The sequence below is a fragment of the Paenibacillus sp. ACRRX genome (assembly GCF_022346885.1).
GTDB lineage: Bacteria > Bacillota > Bacilli > Paenibacillales > Paenibacillaceae > Paenibacillus_B.
This window is the reverse complement of record NZ_JAKRNK010000003.1, coordinates 272,067-288,641: the sequence shown is the minus strand read 5'-3', so window position 1 is coordinate 288,641 and position 16,575 is coordinate 272,067. Positions and strand designations below refer to the sequence as shown.

Genomic DNA, 16,575 nt, shown 5'->3' with positions numbered 1-16,575 from the left:
GGAGGAACTCATGAGTAAGTATGATGTTATTGTAGTTGGAGCAGGTCCAGCAGGTATTTTCACTTGTTACGAATTGACTTTGAAAGCTCCGCATTTACGGGTAGCACTGGTGGATAAAGGTCATGATATCTATCGTCGCAGTTGTCCGATTCTGGAAGAGAAGATTAAGATGTGCCCTCCGCCAGCAGGTAAGAAAGATTTTGCGGGCTGCGTCCCGGCGTGTTCCATTACGAACGGCTTTGGCGGTGCAGGAGCTTATAGCGACGGTAAATTTAATGTAACAACTGAGTTTGGCGGCTGGCTGACGGATTACTTAGCGCCGACTCAAGTGCTGGATCTGATTCGCTACGTGGATAACATCAATTTGGAGCACGGGGCGACTAGGGAGATTACCGACCCGACGACAGGAACCGTGCGCCAGATCGAACAGCAGGGTTATGCAGCTGGCTTGAAGCTGCTGCGTGCTCAAGTACGGCACTTAGGGACAGAACAGAATCTGGAGATTCTAAAGTCCATTTATGAATATCTCCGTCCTCGCATCGAGATGGTATATAAAGCTGAAGTTACCGATATTGTTACGCTCAAGCAGGACGGTAAGCATAGGATCAAAGGCATTGAATTAAAAAGTGGTGAGATTTACGAGGCGGATCAAGTCGTTATTGTACCAGGTCGAGATGGATCGGCTTGGCTGACTGAGATCTTGAAGAAGCGCCGCTTGAAGATGTACAACAATCAAGTGGATGTTGGCGTGCGCGTCGAAACATCTGACGTGGTTATGCAGGAAATCAACACGCATTTATATGAAGGAAAATTTATTTATAACACGTCTGTCGGCACTCGAGTTCGCACATTTTGCAGCAACCCTTCGGGACATGTAGTGGTAGAAAACCATAGTGGAATTATGTGTGCAAATGGTCACTCCTACAAAGATCCAAAGCTCGGTTCGTCGAATACGAACTTTGCGTTGCTTGTGTCTCATCGGTTTACGGAGCCTTTCGACAAACCCAATGAATATGCACGTGAGATTTGTAAACGTGCAAACGATCTTTCCAGCGGGGGCGTAATCGTGCAGAAGTATGGCGATATTATAAGAGGCCGTCGTTCTACTGAGAACCGGATTCGCGAAGGGTTTCTAGAGCCTACACTTCGTGAAGCAGTGCCGGGAGACTTGGGATTGGTGCTTCCATATAACACGATGAAAAGTTTGATCGAAATGATGGATGCTCTTGATAAGGTAACGCCAGGAATAGCCTCGGAGCATACGTTGTTCTATGGAGTAGAGGCAAAGTTCTATTCTGCCCGTCCTAAGCTGGACGAGACACTTGAATCCGAGATTGAAGGCTTGTACTGTGGCGGAGATGGGGCAGGCATCACTCGTGGCTTAGCGCAGGCAGGAGCAGCAGGCGTTCACATTGCGCGCAGCATTGTGGCAAAGCGTATATAAGCGGCAGCAGAATACCAATAAGGAAATTATGTGAAATGAGCGAGGCACAGGACATATTCCTGTGCCTCGCTCCTATTTTATTAGTAATCCTGTTATGCTTCCCACCAGAACACACTCGTCTGCACGGACAACACGCCAAGCACAGATAGAGATGCACTCATGTTGAGGGAGAGGGTTTGTGAAGGCGGGACAATAATGGCGCCGTTAAAATCAAGAGTTAAAGGACCGCCGATAACGGGCATGGATATAATGGCAGTTCCTCCACTGACAGCTGAGGTTGAGCTTGTGACAGTCATAATACTCGTATTACTGCTGCCTAGATTGCCATTGTTCGTTGTCACACTTGAAGGGGCGGATAGCGTACCGCTTCTATACATCGTGTATGTTGCTGATAAACTCGACAATAAGCTTAGCCCAACCCCGACACCACCCGCTACACTGATGATATAACACGATTTTGTTGAACTCCCATTACTCATGCGTAGGGATGTGATAACAGAGCCGCCAAGTATGCCTAGTGAAGCAGAGTTGGTCGTAAAAGCGCTGAACATATTGCCGTTGATGCTGGCGCTGTATTGCGGTGGTGAGACGGCGGCGGGCGAGCTTATCGTGTTAGTTGCCAATGAGTACAATGAATTGTTGATTGAATTAAACACATGATAGTTACTCATTATACTTCCCACCAGTTCAGGTTGATTGAACCTGTCAAAGCCCCAACTCCCAGCGACACCGTAAATACTTGATTCGGTGGTACTACGATGCTGCCGCCAAAAGTAAATGTGTATATACCCGCGGTCACATAAGTGGAGTAGAGAGTCGTTGGCGTTCCGCCGAGCGTGCCAGTCAGCTGTTTGGTGGTTACAATGCTAGCTGTAGCATTACCTAGATTGCTGTTAATTGTACTAGGCGCCGTGCCACCAGTGATGCTCCCTCCAGAGTATAGAATTAAACTGGCACTGGCTGAGGACCCGCCTGATATATTGTTCATATAGACAGATTTGCCGCTCCCAGACGGATTTGAAATTTGTAACAGCAAGTTTTGACTTCCTCCTACGCTGACATTACCTGTCGGCAGCCGAAAGGAAACACCAGCAGCGGCTGCGGCCGCAGAAGCATCTTCTTCAACTGCCGGGTTGGTGTAGGTATTGGTGAGCAGTGCGTACAACTGCGTGGATGTCGTATTAAAGACGGCATTATTAGGCATTTATATACTATTCCCTCCTCATTAAAAGTGGGGCTTATAACCTACTGTCCTTTATGTTTGGTATAGAATATGTGACGAGCAGTTATCTCGTGCGTGGACAAGTAGTGCAGCACGAGAGGTAAGATGAATTTAAGGTTTCAGCCTGTAGATTGCAGATGATTGTGATATATTGCACATTATCTAGATGGAAGGTTAGCTATTATAGAAATATAAGAATTTTAGCTAATTTCCATTCGTGATCCCACACATATAAAGATGATTAGTCATAGAGGAGGAATCAACATGGCAGGCTACTTAAAGCCGCAAGAGATTGCAGCAGCTACCGTGGAGACTGGAGTAGTAAAGGCTCGTAATCCTTTAAGCGTGATGGCTCTGTTAGGCTTTTTGGCAGGTGCGTTTATCGCGCTCGGGTATTTATTATATATTCGTGTAACAGCAGGCGCACCCGCTGAGTGGGGCAGCATAAACAGTTTGATTGGAGCAGCGTTGTTCCCTGTCGGGTTGATTCTGGTGCTGCTAGCTGGCGGTGAACTGCTAACCGGCAACATGATGGCTGTGCCATTGGCGCGTATGAAGGGGCGTATTTCCACAATAGAGGTTATCCGTAACCTGATTGTGATTACAATAACGAATTTTTTGGGTGCATTATTTGTTGCCTATTTCTTCGGCCACATTGTAGGGCTAACAGGAAGCGGCGTGTACTTGGAGAAAACGATTGATATTGCAGGACATAAGCTTCATGATACTTTCTTGCAAGCATTCGTGTCGGGAATTGGATGTAACTGGCTTGTAGCGCTGGCCGTATGGCTCGCCTATGGTTCCAAAAGCTTCAGTGGAAAGATTCTCGGTATTTGGTTTCCAACAATGGCGTTTGTTGCGATTGGATTTCAGCACGTGGTGGCCAATATGTTTGTTATTCCCGCTGCGATCTTCGAAGGGCACTATAGCTGGGGCCAGTATATGACTAACTTTATCCCTGTGTGGCTTGGCAATCTGGTCGGGGGTGCCGTATTTGTAGCAGGTGCTTATTATATGGCCTATTTGAAGAAGTATGAACCTGCAGCAGATGCACCTGTCGAGAAAGTAGGTTCACCAGCCGTATCCCAAGCTTCAACTGGAGCTTCTGTTACAAATGTGAAGCCTCATCTCAATTAGTATCTATTTATATAATTATGCGGACCAAGGCTGTCTCTGAAGCAAATGTGCTTTTGGGGCGGTCTTTTATTATGGATTTAGCACCTTAGTTTCACTCTCCCCGCAGCTCAGGAGGGTATCCATTGTCGCAACTTTGCAGGAATCATGTGAGCAAAGCGGGATAGTGGTGCTATAAGGAATGGAAAGGAAGCTGCACAGGTGTTGGCATAATCTAAATATTTCTAAATAATGGATTATTAAAACGGATTTGATAATAAATTCAAATTTTAGGTGTCATGAATTACAAAATTAAAAAGTGAACTTTTTCACATGAATGATATCGATAACGTGATAAGCTAAAACTGAGTTGTTAAGTGAAAATATTCACTATACTTAATATCACATTGATATGTGGTTGTTCACTTAATGACAGTAGAGATAAAGCTAGGGTTAACACTAAACTAAGCTGAAAGGGAGTATTTTAATGAAGAAGTGGGTAGCAACAGTATTATCGGCTGTGATGGTGATGTCCATGTTAGCAGGCTGCGGTGGCAAAGGGGAAACGGCAGATGTGGTTGTGGTCGGCGCAGGCGGAGCAGGTCTGTCAGCTGCGGTCAAAGCAACGGAAGATGGGGCTAAAGTTATCGTCCTTGAGAAGATGCCGATGGTTGGCGGCAACACGACACGTGCTACTGGCGGCTTAAATGCAGCCGGCACCAAGCAGCAAATAGCAAAAGGAATTAAAGACAGCCAGCAGTTATTTTTCGAAGATACGATGAAGGGCGGATATGATAAGAACAATCCGGATCTTGTTCAAGTATTAACGACTAATGCCAAAGGCTCCGTGGAATGGCTAGAGGGCTTTGGCGCAGACTTGTCTGACGTAGGCCGGATGGCGGGTGCTAGTGTGAATCGGACGCATCGCCCTACAGGCGGCGCAGCTGTGGGCTCTCATATCGCTTCGGTATTGGACAAGACAGCTAAGGATAAAGGTATCGATGTGCGTACGCGTAATGAACTGACAGAGATCGTGACGGATAAAGACGGTAATGTAACGGGTGTCAAAGCAAAAGATAAAGAGGGCAAGGAATATACAATTAATGCAAAGGCTGTCGTATTGGCAACGGGCGGATTCTCTGCCAACCAAGACATGGTCATTAAATACAAGCCTGAACTGAAAGGCTTTGCGACTACCAATCATCCTGGCGCAACAGGTGAAGCGATGGATATGGCGAACAAGCTTGGTGCAGGTCTTGTAGATATAGCGGAAATACAGACACACCCGACCGTAGTTCCAGATAAAGGTGTCATGGTAACAGAAGCAGTACGTGGCAACGGGGCAATCTTATTGAACAAAGAGGGTAAGCGGTTTGTAAATGAGCTGTTGACACGTGACGTCGTGTCCAAAGCGATTCTGGACCAAAAAGACGGACGCGCCTTTTTATTTTTCGACAAAGGGATGCGTGACAGCTTAAAAGCAACAGAAGAATATTTTAACATGAGCTTGGTTGCAGAAGCAGACAGCGTAGAGGCGTTGGCGGAGAAGCTTAACGTGGATAAAGCAGTCATGACTGATTCGGTAAAAGTTTATAATGAGCTGGTCAAAGCGGGTAAAGACAGCCAATTCGAACGTGCTGACTTGCCTCGTGAACTGAACAAAGGTCCTTATTATGCTATTGAGGTTACACCTGCCGTTCACCATACGATGGGCGGTCTCAAAATTAATACAGATGCACAGGTGTTAAAAGAGGATGGTACCATTATTAATGGCTTATATGCAGCGGGTGAGGTAACTGGCGGCGTACACGGCGGTAACCGTCTTGGTGGCAACGCCTTGGCTGATATTATTACATTTGGCAAAATTGCAGGCACGAACGCAGCTAAGTTAGTTAAATCCTAACATGGCCTAATTCGTCTTACTGTTTCTATACAGGGAGTATAAGATTAAAATGATGCAGGGGAGAGATTAACGATGAAAAAAGCAGCTTCGTGGATAGCGCTTGGTCTTGCAGCAGCACTGCTGTTGTCCGGTTGCGGTGATTCTGGTAAATATAAAGATGGAACTTATGAAGGGACGGGCCGTGGCGCATCCAGTGATATTAAAGTGGCTGTAACAGTGAAAGCGGGCAAGATTGAGAGCATCGAACTGAAAGAACATGAAGAAACAGCACAGTTAATTGAAGCAGTCAAAGATAATACAATTCCCGATATTGTTACCAAGCAGGATACGGAAGGTGTAGAGGCATTAACGGGAGCAACGAAGTCTTCAGAAGGTGTACTTGCTGCCGTAAAGCAAGCACTGGAGCAAGCAAAATAATCGTAACTTCAAATCACAAGGGGTCGTTCATTAGAGCGGCCCTTGTTATATTATTGCTTGTTACAGGTTCAATATAGTTAGAATAGAAATGGAGACAATAGTGGAAAGATAGCATTATTGTAATGATAAATCTTACATTTGTAATAAAGTAATCTAGATTAAAAGTTATTTTGTATTATTTTTTGCACGATATGTCATGTTAATATCGACTTTTATCGACAAATGTATGATACACTAGAAGAAGCTCAACAGTATTTGCACATTTGCATGTACGATATACTGTAAGCGCCTACAACATGATGGATGGGAGGAATTCGGCTATGAGACTACATGTTACAGGCGACGTAAGTTCGCTGCTGCCGGGCATTCAAGCGTTACAGTCGAATCTGGGGTTTGAACTGAGTGAAGAGGGCATATCCGTTCAGGTGGAACAAGCCGAAGGTAAGCTGTTTGTGAAGTGGGAGCAGGGCAAGGGATTGATTCGTTATGCGGAGCCCATTCATTTCTTCCGCGCGTTAAGCTTGCTGATGGAAAGAATACAAGAAAATGTAGAAGGCATTACTGAGGAGGAGCCTCAGTTTACTTATAACGGAACGATGCTTGACGCATCGCGCAACGCAGTGCCGAACTTGCACATGATGAAGCAGACGCTGTGCGCGATGGCACTGATGGGCTTAAACGGACTTATGCTGTATACCGAAGATACGTATGAAATCAAAGAGCGTCCTTACTTCGGGTATATGCGTGGTCGCTACACGGCAGCAGAACTGCGCGAGATTGACGAGTATGCGGCACAATTTGGTATCGAGGTTATCCCTTGCATTCAGACACTGGGGCACTTGGCGCAAGCGCTGAAGTGGGATCCGATGCTAGAACTACGGGATACGGAAGACGTCCTGCTTGCTCATTGTGAAGATACTTATGTGCTTATTGAGCAGATGTTTAAGGCAGTATCGGAGTCTGTACGCTCGAAGCGGATTCATATCGGTATGGATGAAGCGTTTGGATTAGGATTAGGTCGTTATATGATCAAGAACGGCTTCCGGGAACGCTTTGATATTATGAATGAGCATCTGGCAAAAGTGCTGGAGTTAACGAAGAAGTATGGTTTGGAACCAATGATGTGGAGCGATATGTATTTCCATCTGTTGATGAAGGATGGAGGTCATTATTATGATGGGGAAGTCGACTTTACAGAGGAAGTCGTGTCCCAGATTCCAAAGGGCGTTCGCTTCGTATATTGGGATTATTACCATAACGATCAAGCGTTCTATGAGGACTTCATTGATAAGCATCGCCAGCTTGGCTCAGAGCCCGTATTTGCAGGTGGCATCTGGACATGGGGCAGCATAAGCCCTAACTATGGCAAGACGTGGGAGAATACCGAGCCAGCACTGCTTGCCTGCAAGGCAAAGGGCGTGAAGGAAGTGTTCGCAACGGCATGGGGCGACAATGGCCAAGAGACCAATCTAATGATGACATTGCTTGGCCTGCAATTGTTTGCAGAGCATGGTTATACGTCCGGCGAAGTGGATGAGAATCGATTGAAGGAGCGCTTCCGTACATGTACAGGACAGAGCTTCGATGATTATTGGCAGCTCACATACATGGATGAGACACCAGGCGTAACGAAGAACAATATGCATAGCTCGAACAGTTCGAAGTTCTTGCTCTGGCAGGACACCTTGATCGGCCTGTTTGACAAGCACCTGGAGGGTGAGCTGGAGAAGTCGCTGCCCGAACATTATAAGCAGCTAGCCGATCGAATGGCAGCAGCTGAGGCTAAAGCCGACGGCGATCATAAGCTGGTATTCAGCTTGTATGCCAAGCTGGCCGCAGCACTGTCAGAGAAGGCCACACTTGGCATTCAAGTAACACGCGCGTATCAAGCAGATAACAAGGACACGCTGCGCCGCTTGGCGGAATGCTCGATTCCGCTTGTTCACTCGTTGGTCGATGCGACACGCAAAGCGCATCGCAAGTTGTGGATGGCTACGTGTAAGCCTTTTGGCTGGGAAGTGCTTGATATCCGTTACGGTGGTGTACTGTCCCGCCTGCAATCGGCGGAGGATCGACTGCTTGATTACGTGGAAGGGCACGTTGACCGTTTGGAAGAGCTGGAGGCTGAACGCTTGCCATTCAAATATTTAAGTCCACCTGAAGAGCATATTATTGCGCAAGGCACGTTCTATCATCGAATCGTAACCGGCGCGGTGTTGTCGGCGACCTAGGTCCCTGACGAGCACAATTGAATATCCATAAATACAGCCCTGCCGCAGGTTATAGAGCCTATAGCTCCTTGACTGAGGCGGGGCTGTATTTGTGTAATGATATGCCCGCTCGTGTATAGTTTACGGAGTTGCAAGGGGTGTTGTACGCAGTGGATATGTCCGTACAATCATCCATTGCCCGTCCGCGCCTTGCTCCAAGACAACAACACTAGAGGTTTCCACATTTTCGAAATCGGGTCCTTTTATCTTTTTAAATGTTTGCACCATATGAACGGCGACCTCATTACCGCTATAATGAATGACTTTAGCTTGTTCAAGGCTCACGGCCAAGTCAAAAGTATTAAATCGTTTGACATATGCTTGTTTGGACTGCAAAAGCTCGTTCGTGGACAATTTCATCCTGCCAAGCAGGCCCTCTATATTCTCTTCGTTTTCATATTTAACTACCTGCTGTAGTGAGTCCATGACATTTTTCTCTTCATTATCCGGCAGACTGACTCGTGACAGCAGCACATCGTCAAGTACGATATAGACCAGATCGCTAACATCGCGTTCACTTATTTTCCATGCGCCGTCTACCTTATTTACGGTATACAAGTTGTCGCTGCGGCTGTCAGGTTTAAAGGCTCCTTTAACACTGTGCGTTAGTTCAACGGTATGCACAAGCGCACTATTGCCACGTAGATCAAGTACATGAATTTCCTTGAGGGTTGTAGCCAAGTCGAATTTATTCATCTGTGCTTGGATGCTGGAGCCGAGTTGGTACAATGACCCTTTAGTATCCATTAATCCCATGAGACGTTCGTAATTTTTTTCATTAGCGAATTGAATATATTGCGTGAACAGAGACATCACTTGCTGCTCTTCTGATTGTTGCTCTTTCGGGGTTGTGGAGGAAGTTGAGATGAGCACCTGCTGGTTGTGTTTGTCCCACTTCACGGTATTTCCCGTTGCTTCACCAATGAAACGAATGGGAATATAAGTTGAGTTGTGTATGGATTGGGGAGCGCTGGTTAAGGCGACGGCAGTTCCATTAATGCGGGCTTGCTTACTGCCTATTTGGAGTTTAATTACGAGCTTGTCCCGCGTCCCGGTTACAGTCTGACTTTTGCCATCCCATTGTACATGTAGTCCCAGTTGTTCAAAAATAGGTCGAAATGGGACAAGAATGGAGCCATTACTTGTGATGGGTGCCGTATTCAGATGAATCTGCTTGTTATCGATGAGTACGGATATAGTATTGGCGTGCGTACTTGCGGCCTTGGCTGGAATTATAGTGCTGGAGTAGAAAAAGAGGCAGGAAAAGCTTAGCGCTAGAGCGGCGAAACGGGTGCGCGTGCTAGTTATCATTGGCATATCTCCTCACATGGCTATTAGATGAAAAGTCTGGAATTTACATAAATATTAAATTGATTATAGCGGTAAATGAAAGCGATTACTATATGTTAATTTATGCACGATTAAATACCGATTAGATCAGGGTGAACAGTGAACGAGGAAGTCAATGCATAAAACCGTTTAACAAAAAAGGAACCTCATGTATTTTACATTTTTACAGTTGAAGACAGCATGACCTCCCTGCACAGAAAAACCTCTCCCAATGCTAGTATGATGAACTTCATCATGGGCGCAGGGAGAGGCTCATCAGAACGTGAGTGGAGTGTACTCAAGGGAATTTATTTCTTTGCCACATTTTCTACACTACAATTTACAGCAGCAAGCTGGATATGCCAAATCCAATCGCGACCGCCGATACAGTAGCTACTATGCCTGGCAGCATAAAGCTGTGGTTGAGCAGATATCGGCCAATCCGTGTCGTTCCTGTCCGGTCAAAGTTGATGGCGGCAATAACGGTAGGATAGTTCGGGATAAAGAAGTATCCGTTAACCGATGGGAACATCGCAATCAACGCTGGCGCTGGTATGCCTACTGCCAGTCCAAGCGGCATGAGCCCGCGTACAGTTGCTGCCTGCGAGTTAAGCAGAATAGACATCACAAACAAAGCAAAGGCAAACATCCAAGGCGCAGCGGTGACGATATCTCTGATCGCACCATCGATCATCTCCATGTTGCCACGGAAGAAGGTGTCGCCCATCCAAGCGATACCAAAGATGCTGATAACGGCCTGCATGCCGGCCGTAAAGATGCCGCTGGTAACAACCTTGGCGGCGGAAGCACGTGTAGCCAGCAGGATGAGTGCGCCGGCTGACAGCATTACGATTTCAACGATCTGAGGCATGCCGAGCGTCTGCAGAACGCCTTCGGCATCCGTCCAACTAGGCCGCAGGCTTGGGAAGGAACCAAATAAGACGACACCAAGAACACCTAGCAGGAACAACACTACGGACAGTATCGGACCACGCTGTAAAGCATTTCCTGAAGACGCTTCTGACGGATCTTGACCGGCACCTGAGTTGGAACGATCGTTCACCCCAATGGGCAGAACGCTGCCTTCTTTAACGCGGCGGTTAAATTCCTCGTCTTCCGCCAGGGGCTTGCCGTATCGGCTCATGACAAGGGCACCAAGCGCGCAGCCAACCAGCGTAGCTGGGATACTTACCATAAGGATATCCGGCAGATGATAACCTTTGGGCGCGAGCAGCGCAAGCAATGCAACAGTAGCCGCTGAAATTGGGCTTGCTGTAATCGCCTGTTGTGATGCGATTACAGCGATGGACATCGGGCGTTCTGGGCGCACGCCAGACTGACGTGCCACTTCGGCGATGACGGGCATGACCGAATAAGCTACATGCCCAGTACCAGCGCACAACGTAAACAAGTAGGTCACGACGGGCGCCATAAAAGTAATATGCTGGGGATTGCGGCGCAAAGCACGCTCGGCCAAACGGACGAGGACGTCCATGCCGCCAGCGGTCTGCATAATGGCGGTAGCCGTTACAACCGCTGCAATCATCAGCATTACGTCAATCGGTGGCTCGCTTGGCGTCAAGCCGAAGCCAAATGTCAACACGGCTAACGCTAAGCCGCCAATTACACCTAAACCAATGCCACCAAGGCGAGAACCAAAATATAGGGCGAGGATAACGATTAATAGTTGAAGTCCAAACATAACTCACGACCTTTCCTTAACTTATAGCGTGGCAATAAAATACCCGCCTTATCCGGGCGTACGCTTCAAGATGCGCGCAGTTCGGATAGGCGGGCAGAAATTGAACAACGGTACATGCTGCTTGATTCCTTACAGTTACTTTAACTCAGCAAATTGGTAAGCCTCGTTGGTAAGCTCGAAATATTTTTTAATGCCAGAAGAGCAATATACTTTCTGGTCAGTCGTAATAAAGATTGCTTCCGCTTCAGTCTTGGATTCGATAAAGGCCATGCCTTCTTGTAATCCAAGCGAAAACGCGGATGTGGACAATGCATCTGCATCAGTAGAGCGATCGGTAACAATTGTCACACTATTGAGATTGTTTACAACGGGATAGCCCGTTTTTGAATCCAGAATATGATGGTAGTGCTTGCCGTCCTTAACAAAGTAGCGCTCATATACGCCTGACGTGACAATGGTTTTGTCCGCTACCTTCATACGGCCAATCTGATTGCCTCTTGATTCGTTCGGATCTTGGACACCGATTGTCCAGTCCATGCCGCCAGGCTTCTGACCTACTGCGTAAATGTTGCCGCCAAGGTCGATAATGGCACTTTTATAGCCTTGATCTCGTACATAGTCGGCAATTACATCGGCTGCGTAGCCTTTGCCAATTCCCCCTAAGTCAAGAACCATATCCTTCTCAAGTGAGACGGTCATGTTGCTCTTGTCCAGCTTGACCTTATCGTAGCCAAGCAGCTTGAGGCCTGTATCAATCTCAGTCTTCGCTGGTACTCTGGCATCATCGTGCCCGATATTCCACATATTAACGAGCGGTCCGATGCTTGGATCGAAGCGTCCGTGTGTTCGAGCTGCATAGTCAAGCGATGTCTCGATGACTTGATATAATGGCTTCGAAACTTGAACAGGACCCGTGCCAGCCTGGGCATTCAGCTTATACAGTTCGCTCGTTTCCAATGTTCGGCTCATTTCACTTTCAATGTCTTTCATAAGTGAGTTGATTTGCTCGAAGTCTTGATCATTTGCGCGCGAGTCGTATATTTTCACAGTTACGATGGTATCAAAAATAAAGTATGATTTGGTCTTCGCTTCCTGCTGGGCCGTTGTGCTGCCTTTTTCGGTTGTCTGATCAGCACTGCTTCCGCATCCGCTGAATAATAGAGCCATCGATAAAGCCACAATAAGGACAGACCCGAGGCGATGCAATGGTATCAAGCGTGATGTCGAATGTGGTCTCATAGCATATTCCTCCGTATTTCTTAATCAGTGTGCTATTAGCATCTGTACAAGCACCTCATTATATCAGCAGACATGCAAATTGGAAAGGAAACGACTCATAGCGCAATGCCGAAATCGTATTACAGCAAGTGTTTGTTCATCGTTACGCCTTGCTTCTAACATTGAATGATTGTTCACTAAGTTGTATAATGGCATAGATATTTAAAATTATATTTAACTCAAGGAGTCAACCAGAATGAAACGTGGAGACTTAATCCTGATTGGAGTAGTCATTGTGGCGGCCTTGGCTTTCTTCGTACCCAAATGGCTTTTTCAAAATCAAAGTGAAAATATGCACAATGCTAATGTGTATGCCGAGATATCGGTTGATGGCAAATTGTTTAAAAAAGTGAAGATCACAAAAGAAGAGCAGCTTATTAATGTAAAAACAGACCACGGCCTAAATGTGCTGAAAGTACATGACGGTGGCATCGAGATGTTTGATGCGGATTGTCCGGATAAAGTGTGTCTGTCATTCGGTTTTGTCACACGAGCTGGAGATACGATCGTATGCTTGCCGCACCGCGTCTTGGTAGAGCTGAAGAGCGAGAGCGGAGAGGAGAGTGATCTCGATGCCGTCGTCAGTTAAGTTAAGCGACACTTCCCTTAAACTGAAGAAGGCGGTTATTATCGCGATCTTTAGTGCAGTTGCGGTCGTGCTTGGTATACTGGAATCCCTGCTGCCAACGCAGCTTATCATCCCGGGTGCGAAGCTTGGGCTTGCCAATATTATGGTGCTTACTTGTTTATATTTTTTGAAGGGGCGAGACGCCTTTGCGCTTGTCATCCTCAAGACGCTGCTTATGACGCTGCTCCTTGGCACCTTTTCTGCGTTTCTGTTCTCTTTTTTAGGCGCGCTGTTCAGCTTTATTGTGATGTACGGCCTGATGAAGATCGGTCGTGGACATATTAGTTTGCTTGGAATTAGCGTGGTTGGTGGAGTTGCCCACAATATTGGTCAATTAACAGCTGCGGTCATTGTATTTAAGACTTCAAAAATCTTTTATTATTTGCCGCCGTTAATGCTGCTGGGTGTCGTAACCGGGATATTTATCGGTATCGCTGTTAAATATGTTGTAGCCTCATTGTCAAAACTATCGATATTTGAACCATTTGTACCAGAGAACTGAAATTTTGTATTCATATTTAAAGTGAAACATAGCTGTTGGCGGCGTCATGTCCTGTGGAGAGGCATGATGCTTTCATCATGTTGGACTACATCTTAGCGGGCAGGAGGCAGAACCAGGATGATTAGATTGGAAAATGTACACTTTCAATTTCCTAAGCGAGAAGCGTTATTTTCCGACTTGGAGCTGCATGTCCCGCGTGGACAGTGGGTATCGATTGTCGGGCCTAACGGCTCAGGAAAGTCAACCCTTGTTAAGCTTGTTAACGGGTTGCTCGACCCAGATTCGGGTACGATACATATAGATGGTACATTGCTGGACGGTGAGAGTGTTGGTGATATACGCCGGCGTACCGGATATCTGTTCCAGAATCCAGACAATCAGTTTATTGCTACGACCGTGCGCGACGACATCGCCTTTGGCATGGAGAATCGCTGCGTGCCCCGTAAAGACATGAAGCAGCGAATTGATGCAATAGCAGAACAATTAGGCATTAGCGAATGGCTGAACCGTCATCCTGCCTCGCTCTCCGGCGGGCAAAAGCAGCGGGTTGCAATTGCCGGATTGCTGGTACTGAACCCGGAAATCATGATCTGGGACGAAGCCACCTCCATGTTGGACGAGCGCTCCAAGCAGGATATGCTGCTGCGTCTGCGACATTTACATAAGAACCAAGGACTTACTATCTTGTCCGTCACTCATGATGCGGAAGAAATATTAGCCTCTGACCGAGCTGTTGTCATCCGGAACGGAGTGATTGCAGCGGATATGAAGCCTATTCAATTGTTTGAGAATAGAGAGCTTGCTTGGGAATGCCGGCTGCAGCCGCCATTTTCCTTGGCGCTGTCACTCGAACTAAGGGAAAAGGGTCTGGACATTGGGCTTCATCACAATGAGGAGGAGTTGATGAAAGCGCTATGGCCATCGTTACATGTGAGCAAATAAGCTATCAATATTCGAAGGCGGGTAGCCATCAGCCCCTTGCGTTAATTGACGTAAGCTTACGCTTGGAGCAGGGGAAGTTCTATGCGATTCTGGGCGCTACAGGATCGGGGAAGTCAACGCTGCTTCAGCACTTTAATGGCATTTATCAGCCTACCAAGGGGAAGCTTCAAGTATATGATGTTGTCTTCGCGGCCGGTGCGAAGGTGAAAGGCCTAAAGCCGCTTAGAAGCCGTGTAGGTCTTGTGTTTCAATTTCCTGAGCAGCAGCTATTTGAAGAAACCGTTGAAAAAGACTTAATGTTCGGTCCGATCCAATTTGGTGAGAACGAAGAACAGGCACGAGAAGCGGCAGTGGCTGCTCTGCGGGCAGTGGGACTTGATGAGACGTTCATGGCACGTAGTCCTTTTGAGTTAAGCGGTGGTCAGATGCGAAAGGTTGCCATTGCTACTGTGCTGGCTTCTAACCCAGAGTTAATAGTGCTGGACGAACCGACAGCTACGTTGGATCCTGTAAGCCGTACTGAGCTGATTGCATTGCTAAAGCGGCTGTGTGAGGAGCAGGGCAGGACAATTGTGATGGTCACACACCGTCTGGATGAAGTTCTTACGGCAGCGGATGAGTTTATATTAATGAAGCAAGGGACAGTAACGTACGCAGGGACACATGCAGACCTGATGAGGTCTCCACATTTGCTGCAAGCAGCAGGGATTGTGGTTCCAAGTGAGATGAAGCTGGCTCATGAAGTCTCGAAGCGAACGGGCATCATGGTGGATGAGCTTCCTTCTGGAATAGAGGGATGGGCTGATTGGCTCATTCATAATAGTGGCGCCACAAGTGGGGCTGCGGATAGAGAGGCTAACGATAACACGGTTGGCCAGCAGGAGCCGCCAGAAATGGTGTCACCGCATGGTATGACTGATTCGTATGAAAAGGGGGAGTAATGTATGGATGACCGAATGATTATGGGCCGCTATGTGGCGGCGCAATCATGGGTCCACCAGCTTGATCCACGTGCTAAGCTGACGGCTATGGTACTTTTTTTGATTGCCGTCATTTGTGCGGATTACAGCTTGGAATTAGCTGTGATTACAGCGTTCTCCCTTGTCATCTTGATGACTTCCAGTATTCCACTGCGTCGTTATGGTCGTGCATCAAAGCCATTGTGGCCGCTTATGGCATTTATGTTTCTCTTTTACGTGTTATTTGAACATAGCGGTGATGTGTGGCTAAGCATAGGCAGCTTTACCGTGACTAGCGAAGGGGTTCTCCTCGGCGTGTACGCGGTGTGGCGCATGCTACTGTTAGTTTGCTTTACATCTATACTTACATTCACGACTACACCGATTGAACTTAATCTGGGCTTAGAAGCGGTACTAAAGCCGCTTAAGCTGATAGGCGTATCCCCACAACAGTGGACGATGATGATTACGATTGCGCTAAGGTTTATTCCGACTATTTTTGAGGAAGCCAATAAGATACTTAAGGCACAAGCATCACGTGGCGCTGATTATGAGGATCTGAAGCTAAAGGAAAAAGGCAAGTTGGTTGTGACGCTGTTGGTACCGGTAACAGTTGGTGCGTTTCGCAGAGCTGAAGATCTCGTAATGGCGATGGAATCACGCGGATACGTGCTGGATGCCAAAAGAACCTCATTGCGTTATTTGACGTGGCAAGGGACAGATACCTTATTTATTTTGTTATTTATTGTGCTTACAGCAGGAATGATTATCCTATAAGACGGGCCGTTCCGCATACAAATGTAACACATAGGAAATTCGTTTTCTAAAAATGTGAATAATGTCACATAAACCTGTCGGTATTTGTT

Annotated in this window: 16 protein-coding genes; 11 read left to right on the top strand and 5 right to left on the bottom strand. The window is 46.9% G+C overall.

Annotation, left to right across the window (positions count from 1 at the left end):
- Positions 1 to 10 precede the first annotated feature (10 nt).
- Positions 11 to 1,444, top strand: coding sequence for an NAD(P)/FAD-dependent oxidoreductase (locus tag MH117_RS11990; protein WP_239328945.1), 1,434 nt, complete (start codon positions 11 to 13; stop codon positions 1,442 to 1,444).
- 92 nt (positions 1,445 to 1,536) lie between these two features.
- Here the strand turns inward: MH117_RS11990 and MH117_RS11985 are convergent, their stop codons facing one another.
- Complete coding sequence (locus tag MH117_RS11985; RefSeq protein ID WP_239328944.1) at positions 1,537 to 1,923, bottom strand: hypothetical protein; 387 nt, start codon at positions 1,921 to 1,923, stop codon at positions 1,537 to 1,539.
- Between MH117_RS11985 and MH117_RS11980 the strand changes: the two genes are divergently transcribed.
- Complete coding sequence (locus tag MH117_RS11980; RefSeq protein WP_239328942.1) at positions 1,922 to 2,104, top strand: hypothetical protein; 183 nt, start codon at positions 1,922 to 1,924, stop codon at positions 2,102 to 2,104. The genes MH117_RS11985 and MH117_RS11980 overlap by 2 nt on opposite strands.
- A gap of 10 nt (positions 2,105 to 2,114) precedes the next feature.
- Here MH117_RS11980 and MH117_RS11975 read toward each other — a convergent pair whose 3' ends face one another.
- Positions 2,115 to 2,648 (bottom strand): hypothetical protein, encoded by a 534-nt coding sequence (locus tag MH117_RS11975; RefSeq protein ID WP_239328941.1) that lies wholly within the window; start codon positions 2,646 to 2,648, stop codon positions 2,115 to 2,117.
- A 282-nt stretch (positions 2,649 to 2,930) separates the two neighbouring features.
- Between MH117_RS11975 and MH117_RS11970 the strand changes: the two genes are divergently transcribed.
- The 4 genes from MH117_RS11970 (at position 2,931) to MH117_RS11955 (ending at position 8,330) form a co-directional block, all read left to right on the top strand.
- Complete coding sequence (locus tag MH117_RS11970; RefSeq protein ID WP_239328940.1) at positions 2,931 to 3,803, top strand: formate/nitrite transporter family protein; 873 nt, start codon at positions 2,931 to 2,933, stop codon at positions 3,801 to 3,803.
- A gap of 463 nt (positions 3,804 to 4,266) precedes the next feature.
- Entirely contained in the window at positions 4,267 to 5,682 is a 1,416-nt protein-coding gene (locus MH117_RS11965) for a flavocytochrome c (RefSeq protein WP_239328939.1), read from the top strand.
- A gap of 72 nt (positions 5,683 to 5,754) precedes the next feature.
- Positions 5,755 to 6,099 carry an FMN-binding protein gene (locus tag MH117_RS11960; RefSeq protein WP_239328938.1) on the top strand — a complete coding sequence of 115 codons (345 nt, stop codon included), beginning with the start codon at positions 5,755 to 5,757 and terminating at the stop codon, positions 6,097 to 6,099.
- A gap of 320 nt (positions 6,100 to 6,419) precedes the next feature.
- Positions 6,420 to 8,330: a beta-N-acetylhexosaminidase gene (locus MH117_RS11955; protein ID WP_239328937.1), complete on the top strand. Its 1,911-nt coding sequence runs from the start codon at positions 6,420 to 6,422 to the stop codon at positions 8,328 to 8,330.
- A 120-nt stretch (positions 8,331 to 8,450) separates the two neighbouring features.
- On the opposite strand, the gene MH117_RS11950 is transcribed toward MH117_RS11955, so the two are convergent.
- The 3 genes from MH117_RS11950 to MH117_RS11940 form a co-directional block, all read right to left on the bottom strand.
- Positions 8,451 to 9,680 carry a copper amine oxidase N-terminal domain-containing protein gene (locus tag MH117_RS11950; protein WP_239328936.1) on the bottom strand — a complete coding sequence of 410 codons (1,230 nt, stop codon included), beginning with the start codon at positions 9,678 to 9,680 and terminating at the stop codon, positions 8,451 to 8,453.
- A gap of 358 nt (positions 9,681 to 10,038) precedes the next feature.
- Positions 10,039 to 11,400: an anaerobic C4-dicarboxylate transporter family protein gene (locus tag MH117_RS11945; protein WP_239328935.1), complete on the bottom strand. Its 1,362-nt coding sequence runs from the start codon at positions 11,398 to 11,400 to the stop codon at positions 10,039 to 10,041.
- A 135-nt stretch (positions 11,401 to 11,535) separates the two neighbouring features.
- Positions 11,536 to 12,639 (bottom strand): FAD:protein FMN transferase, encoded by a 1,104-nt coding sequence (locus tag MH117_RS11940; protein ID WP_239328934.1) that lies wholly within the window; start codon positions 12,637 to 12,639, stop codon positions 11,536 to 11,538.
- 235 nt (positions 12,640 to 12,874) lie between these two features.
- Here MH117_RS11940 and MH117_RS11935 point away from each other — a divergent pair, with 235 nt between their 5' ends.
- From MH117_RS11935 to MH117_RS11915, 5 genes are all read left to right on the top strand, one after another.
- Positions 12,875 to 13,267, top strand: coding sequence for a NusG domain II-containing protein (locus MH117_RS11935; protein WP_239328933.1), 393 nt, complete (start codon positions 12,875 to 12,877; stop codon positions 13,265 to 13,267).
- Positions 13,251 to 13,808 (top strand): Gx transporter family protein, encoded by a 558-nt coding sequence (locus MH117_RS11930; protein WP_275444618.1) that lies wholly within the window; start codon positions 13,251 to 13,253, stop codon positions 13,806 to 13,808. The genes MH117_RS11935 and MH117_RS11930 overlap by 17 nt, the downstream gene beginning before the upstream one ends.
- Before the next feature lie 117 nt (positions 13,809 to 13,925).
- Positions 13,926 to 14,750: an ATP-binding cassette domain-containing protein gene (locus MH117_RS11925; RefSeq protein ID WP_239328932.1), complete on the top strand. Its 825-nt coding sequence runs from the start codon at positions 13,926 to 13,928 to the stop codon at positions 14,748 to 14,750.
- Positions 14,723 to 15,691, top strand: coding sequence for an ATP-binding cassette domain-containing protein (locus tag MH117_RS11920; RefSeq protein ID WP_239328931.1), 969 nt, complete (start codon positions 14,723 to 14,725; stop codon positions 15,689 to 15,691). Before MH117_RS11925 ends, MH117_RS11920 begins: the two co-directional genes overlap by 28 nt.
- Before the next feature lie 3 nt (positions 15,692 to 15,694).
- Positions 15,695 to 16,486, top strand: coding sequence for an energy-coupling factor transporter transmembrane component T family protein (locus MH117_RS11915; RefSeq protein ID WP_239328930.1), 792 nt, complete (start codon positions 15,695 to 15,697; stop codon positions 16,484 to 16,486).
- Positions 16,487 to 16,575: the final 89 nt, after the last annotated feature.

What these genes read in the sequence shown, in the direction of transcription:
- MH117_RS11975 (WP_239328941.1), bottom strand. Translation starts at nt 2,648, where the DNA reads ATGCCTAATAATGCCGTCTTTAATACGACATCCACGCAGTTGTACGCA.
- MH117_RS11925 (WP_239328932.1), top strand. Translation starts at nt 13,926, where the DNA reads ATGATTAGATTGGAAAATGTACACTTTCAATTTCCTAAGCGAGAAGCG.
- MH117_RS11945 (WP_239328935.1), bottom strand. Translation starts at nt 11,400, where the DNA reads ATGTTTGGACTTCAACTATTAATCGTTATCCTCGCCCTATATTTTGGT.
- MH117_RS11940 (WP_239328934.1), bottom strand. Translation starts at nt 12,639, where the DNA reads ATGAGACCACATTCGACATCACGCTTGATACCATTGCATCGCCTCGGG.
- MH117_RS11985 (WP_239328944.1), bottom strand. Translation starts at nt 1,923, where the DNA reads ATGAGTAATGGGAGTTCAACAAAATCGTGTTATATCATCAGTGTAGCG.
- MH117_RS11990 (WP_239328945.1), top strand. Translation starts at nt 11, where the DNA reads ATGAGTAAGTATGATGTTATTGTAGTTGGAGCAGGTCCAGCAGGTATT.
- MH117_RS11935 (WP_239328933.1), top strand. Translation starts at nt 12,875, where the DNA reads ATGAAACGTGGAGACTTAATCCTGATTGGAGTAGTCATTGTGGCGGCC.
- MH117_RS11955 (WP_239328937.1), top strand. Translation starts at nt 6,420, where the DNA reads ATGAGACTACATGTTACAGGCGACGTAAGTTCGCTGCTGCCGGGCATT.
- MH117_RS11920 (WP_239328931.1), top strand. Translation starts at nt 14,723, where the DNA reads ATGGCCATCGTTACATGTGAGCAAATAAGCTATCAATATTCGAAGGCG.
- MH117_RS11965 (WP_239328939.1), top strand. Translation starts at nt 4,267, where the DNA reads ATGAAGAAGTGGGTAGCAACAGTATTATCGGCTGTGATGGTGATGTCC.
- MH117_RS11960 (WP_239328938.1), top strand. Translation starts at nt 5,755, where the DNA reads ATGAAAAAAGCAGCTTCGTGGATAGCGCTTGGTCTTGCAGCAGCACTG.
- MH117_RS11930 (WP_275444618.1), top strand. Translation starts at nt 13,251, where the DNA reads ATGCCGTCGTCAGTTAAGTTAAGCGACACTTCCCTTAAACTGAAGAAG.
- MH117_RS11950 (WP_239328936.1), bottom strand. Translation starts at nt 9,680, where the DNA reads ATGATAACTAGCACGCGCACCCGTTTCGCCGCTCTAGCGCTAAGCTTT.
- MH117_RS11915 (WP_239328930.1), top strand. Translation starts at nt 15,695, where the DNA reads ATGGATGACCGAATGATTATGGGCCGCTATGTGGCGGCGCAATCATGG.
- MH117_RS11980 (WP_239328942.1), top strand. Translation starts at nt 1,922, where the DNA reads ATGCGTAGGGATGTGATAACAGAGCCGCCAAGTATGCCTAGTGAAGCA.
- MH117_RS11970 (WP_239328940.1), top strand. Translation starts at nt 2,931, where the DNA reads ATGGCAGGCTACTTAAAGCCGCAAGAGATTGCAGCAGCTACCGTGGAG.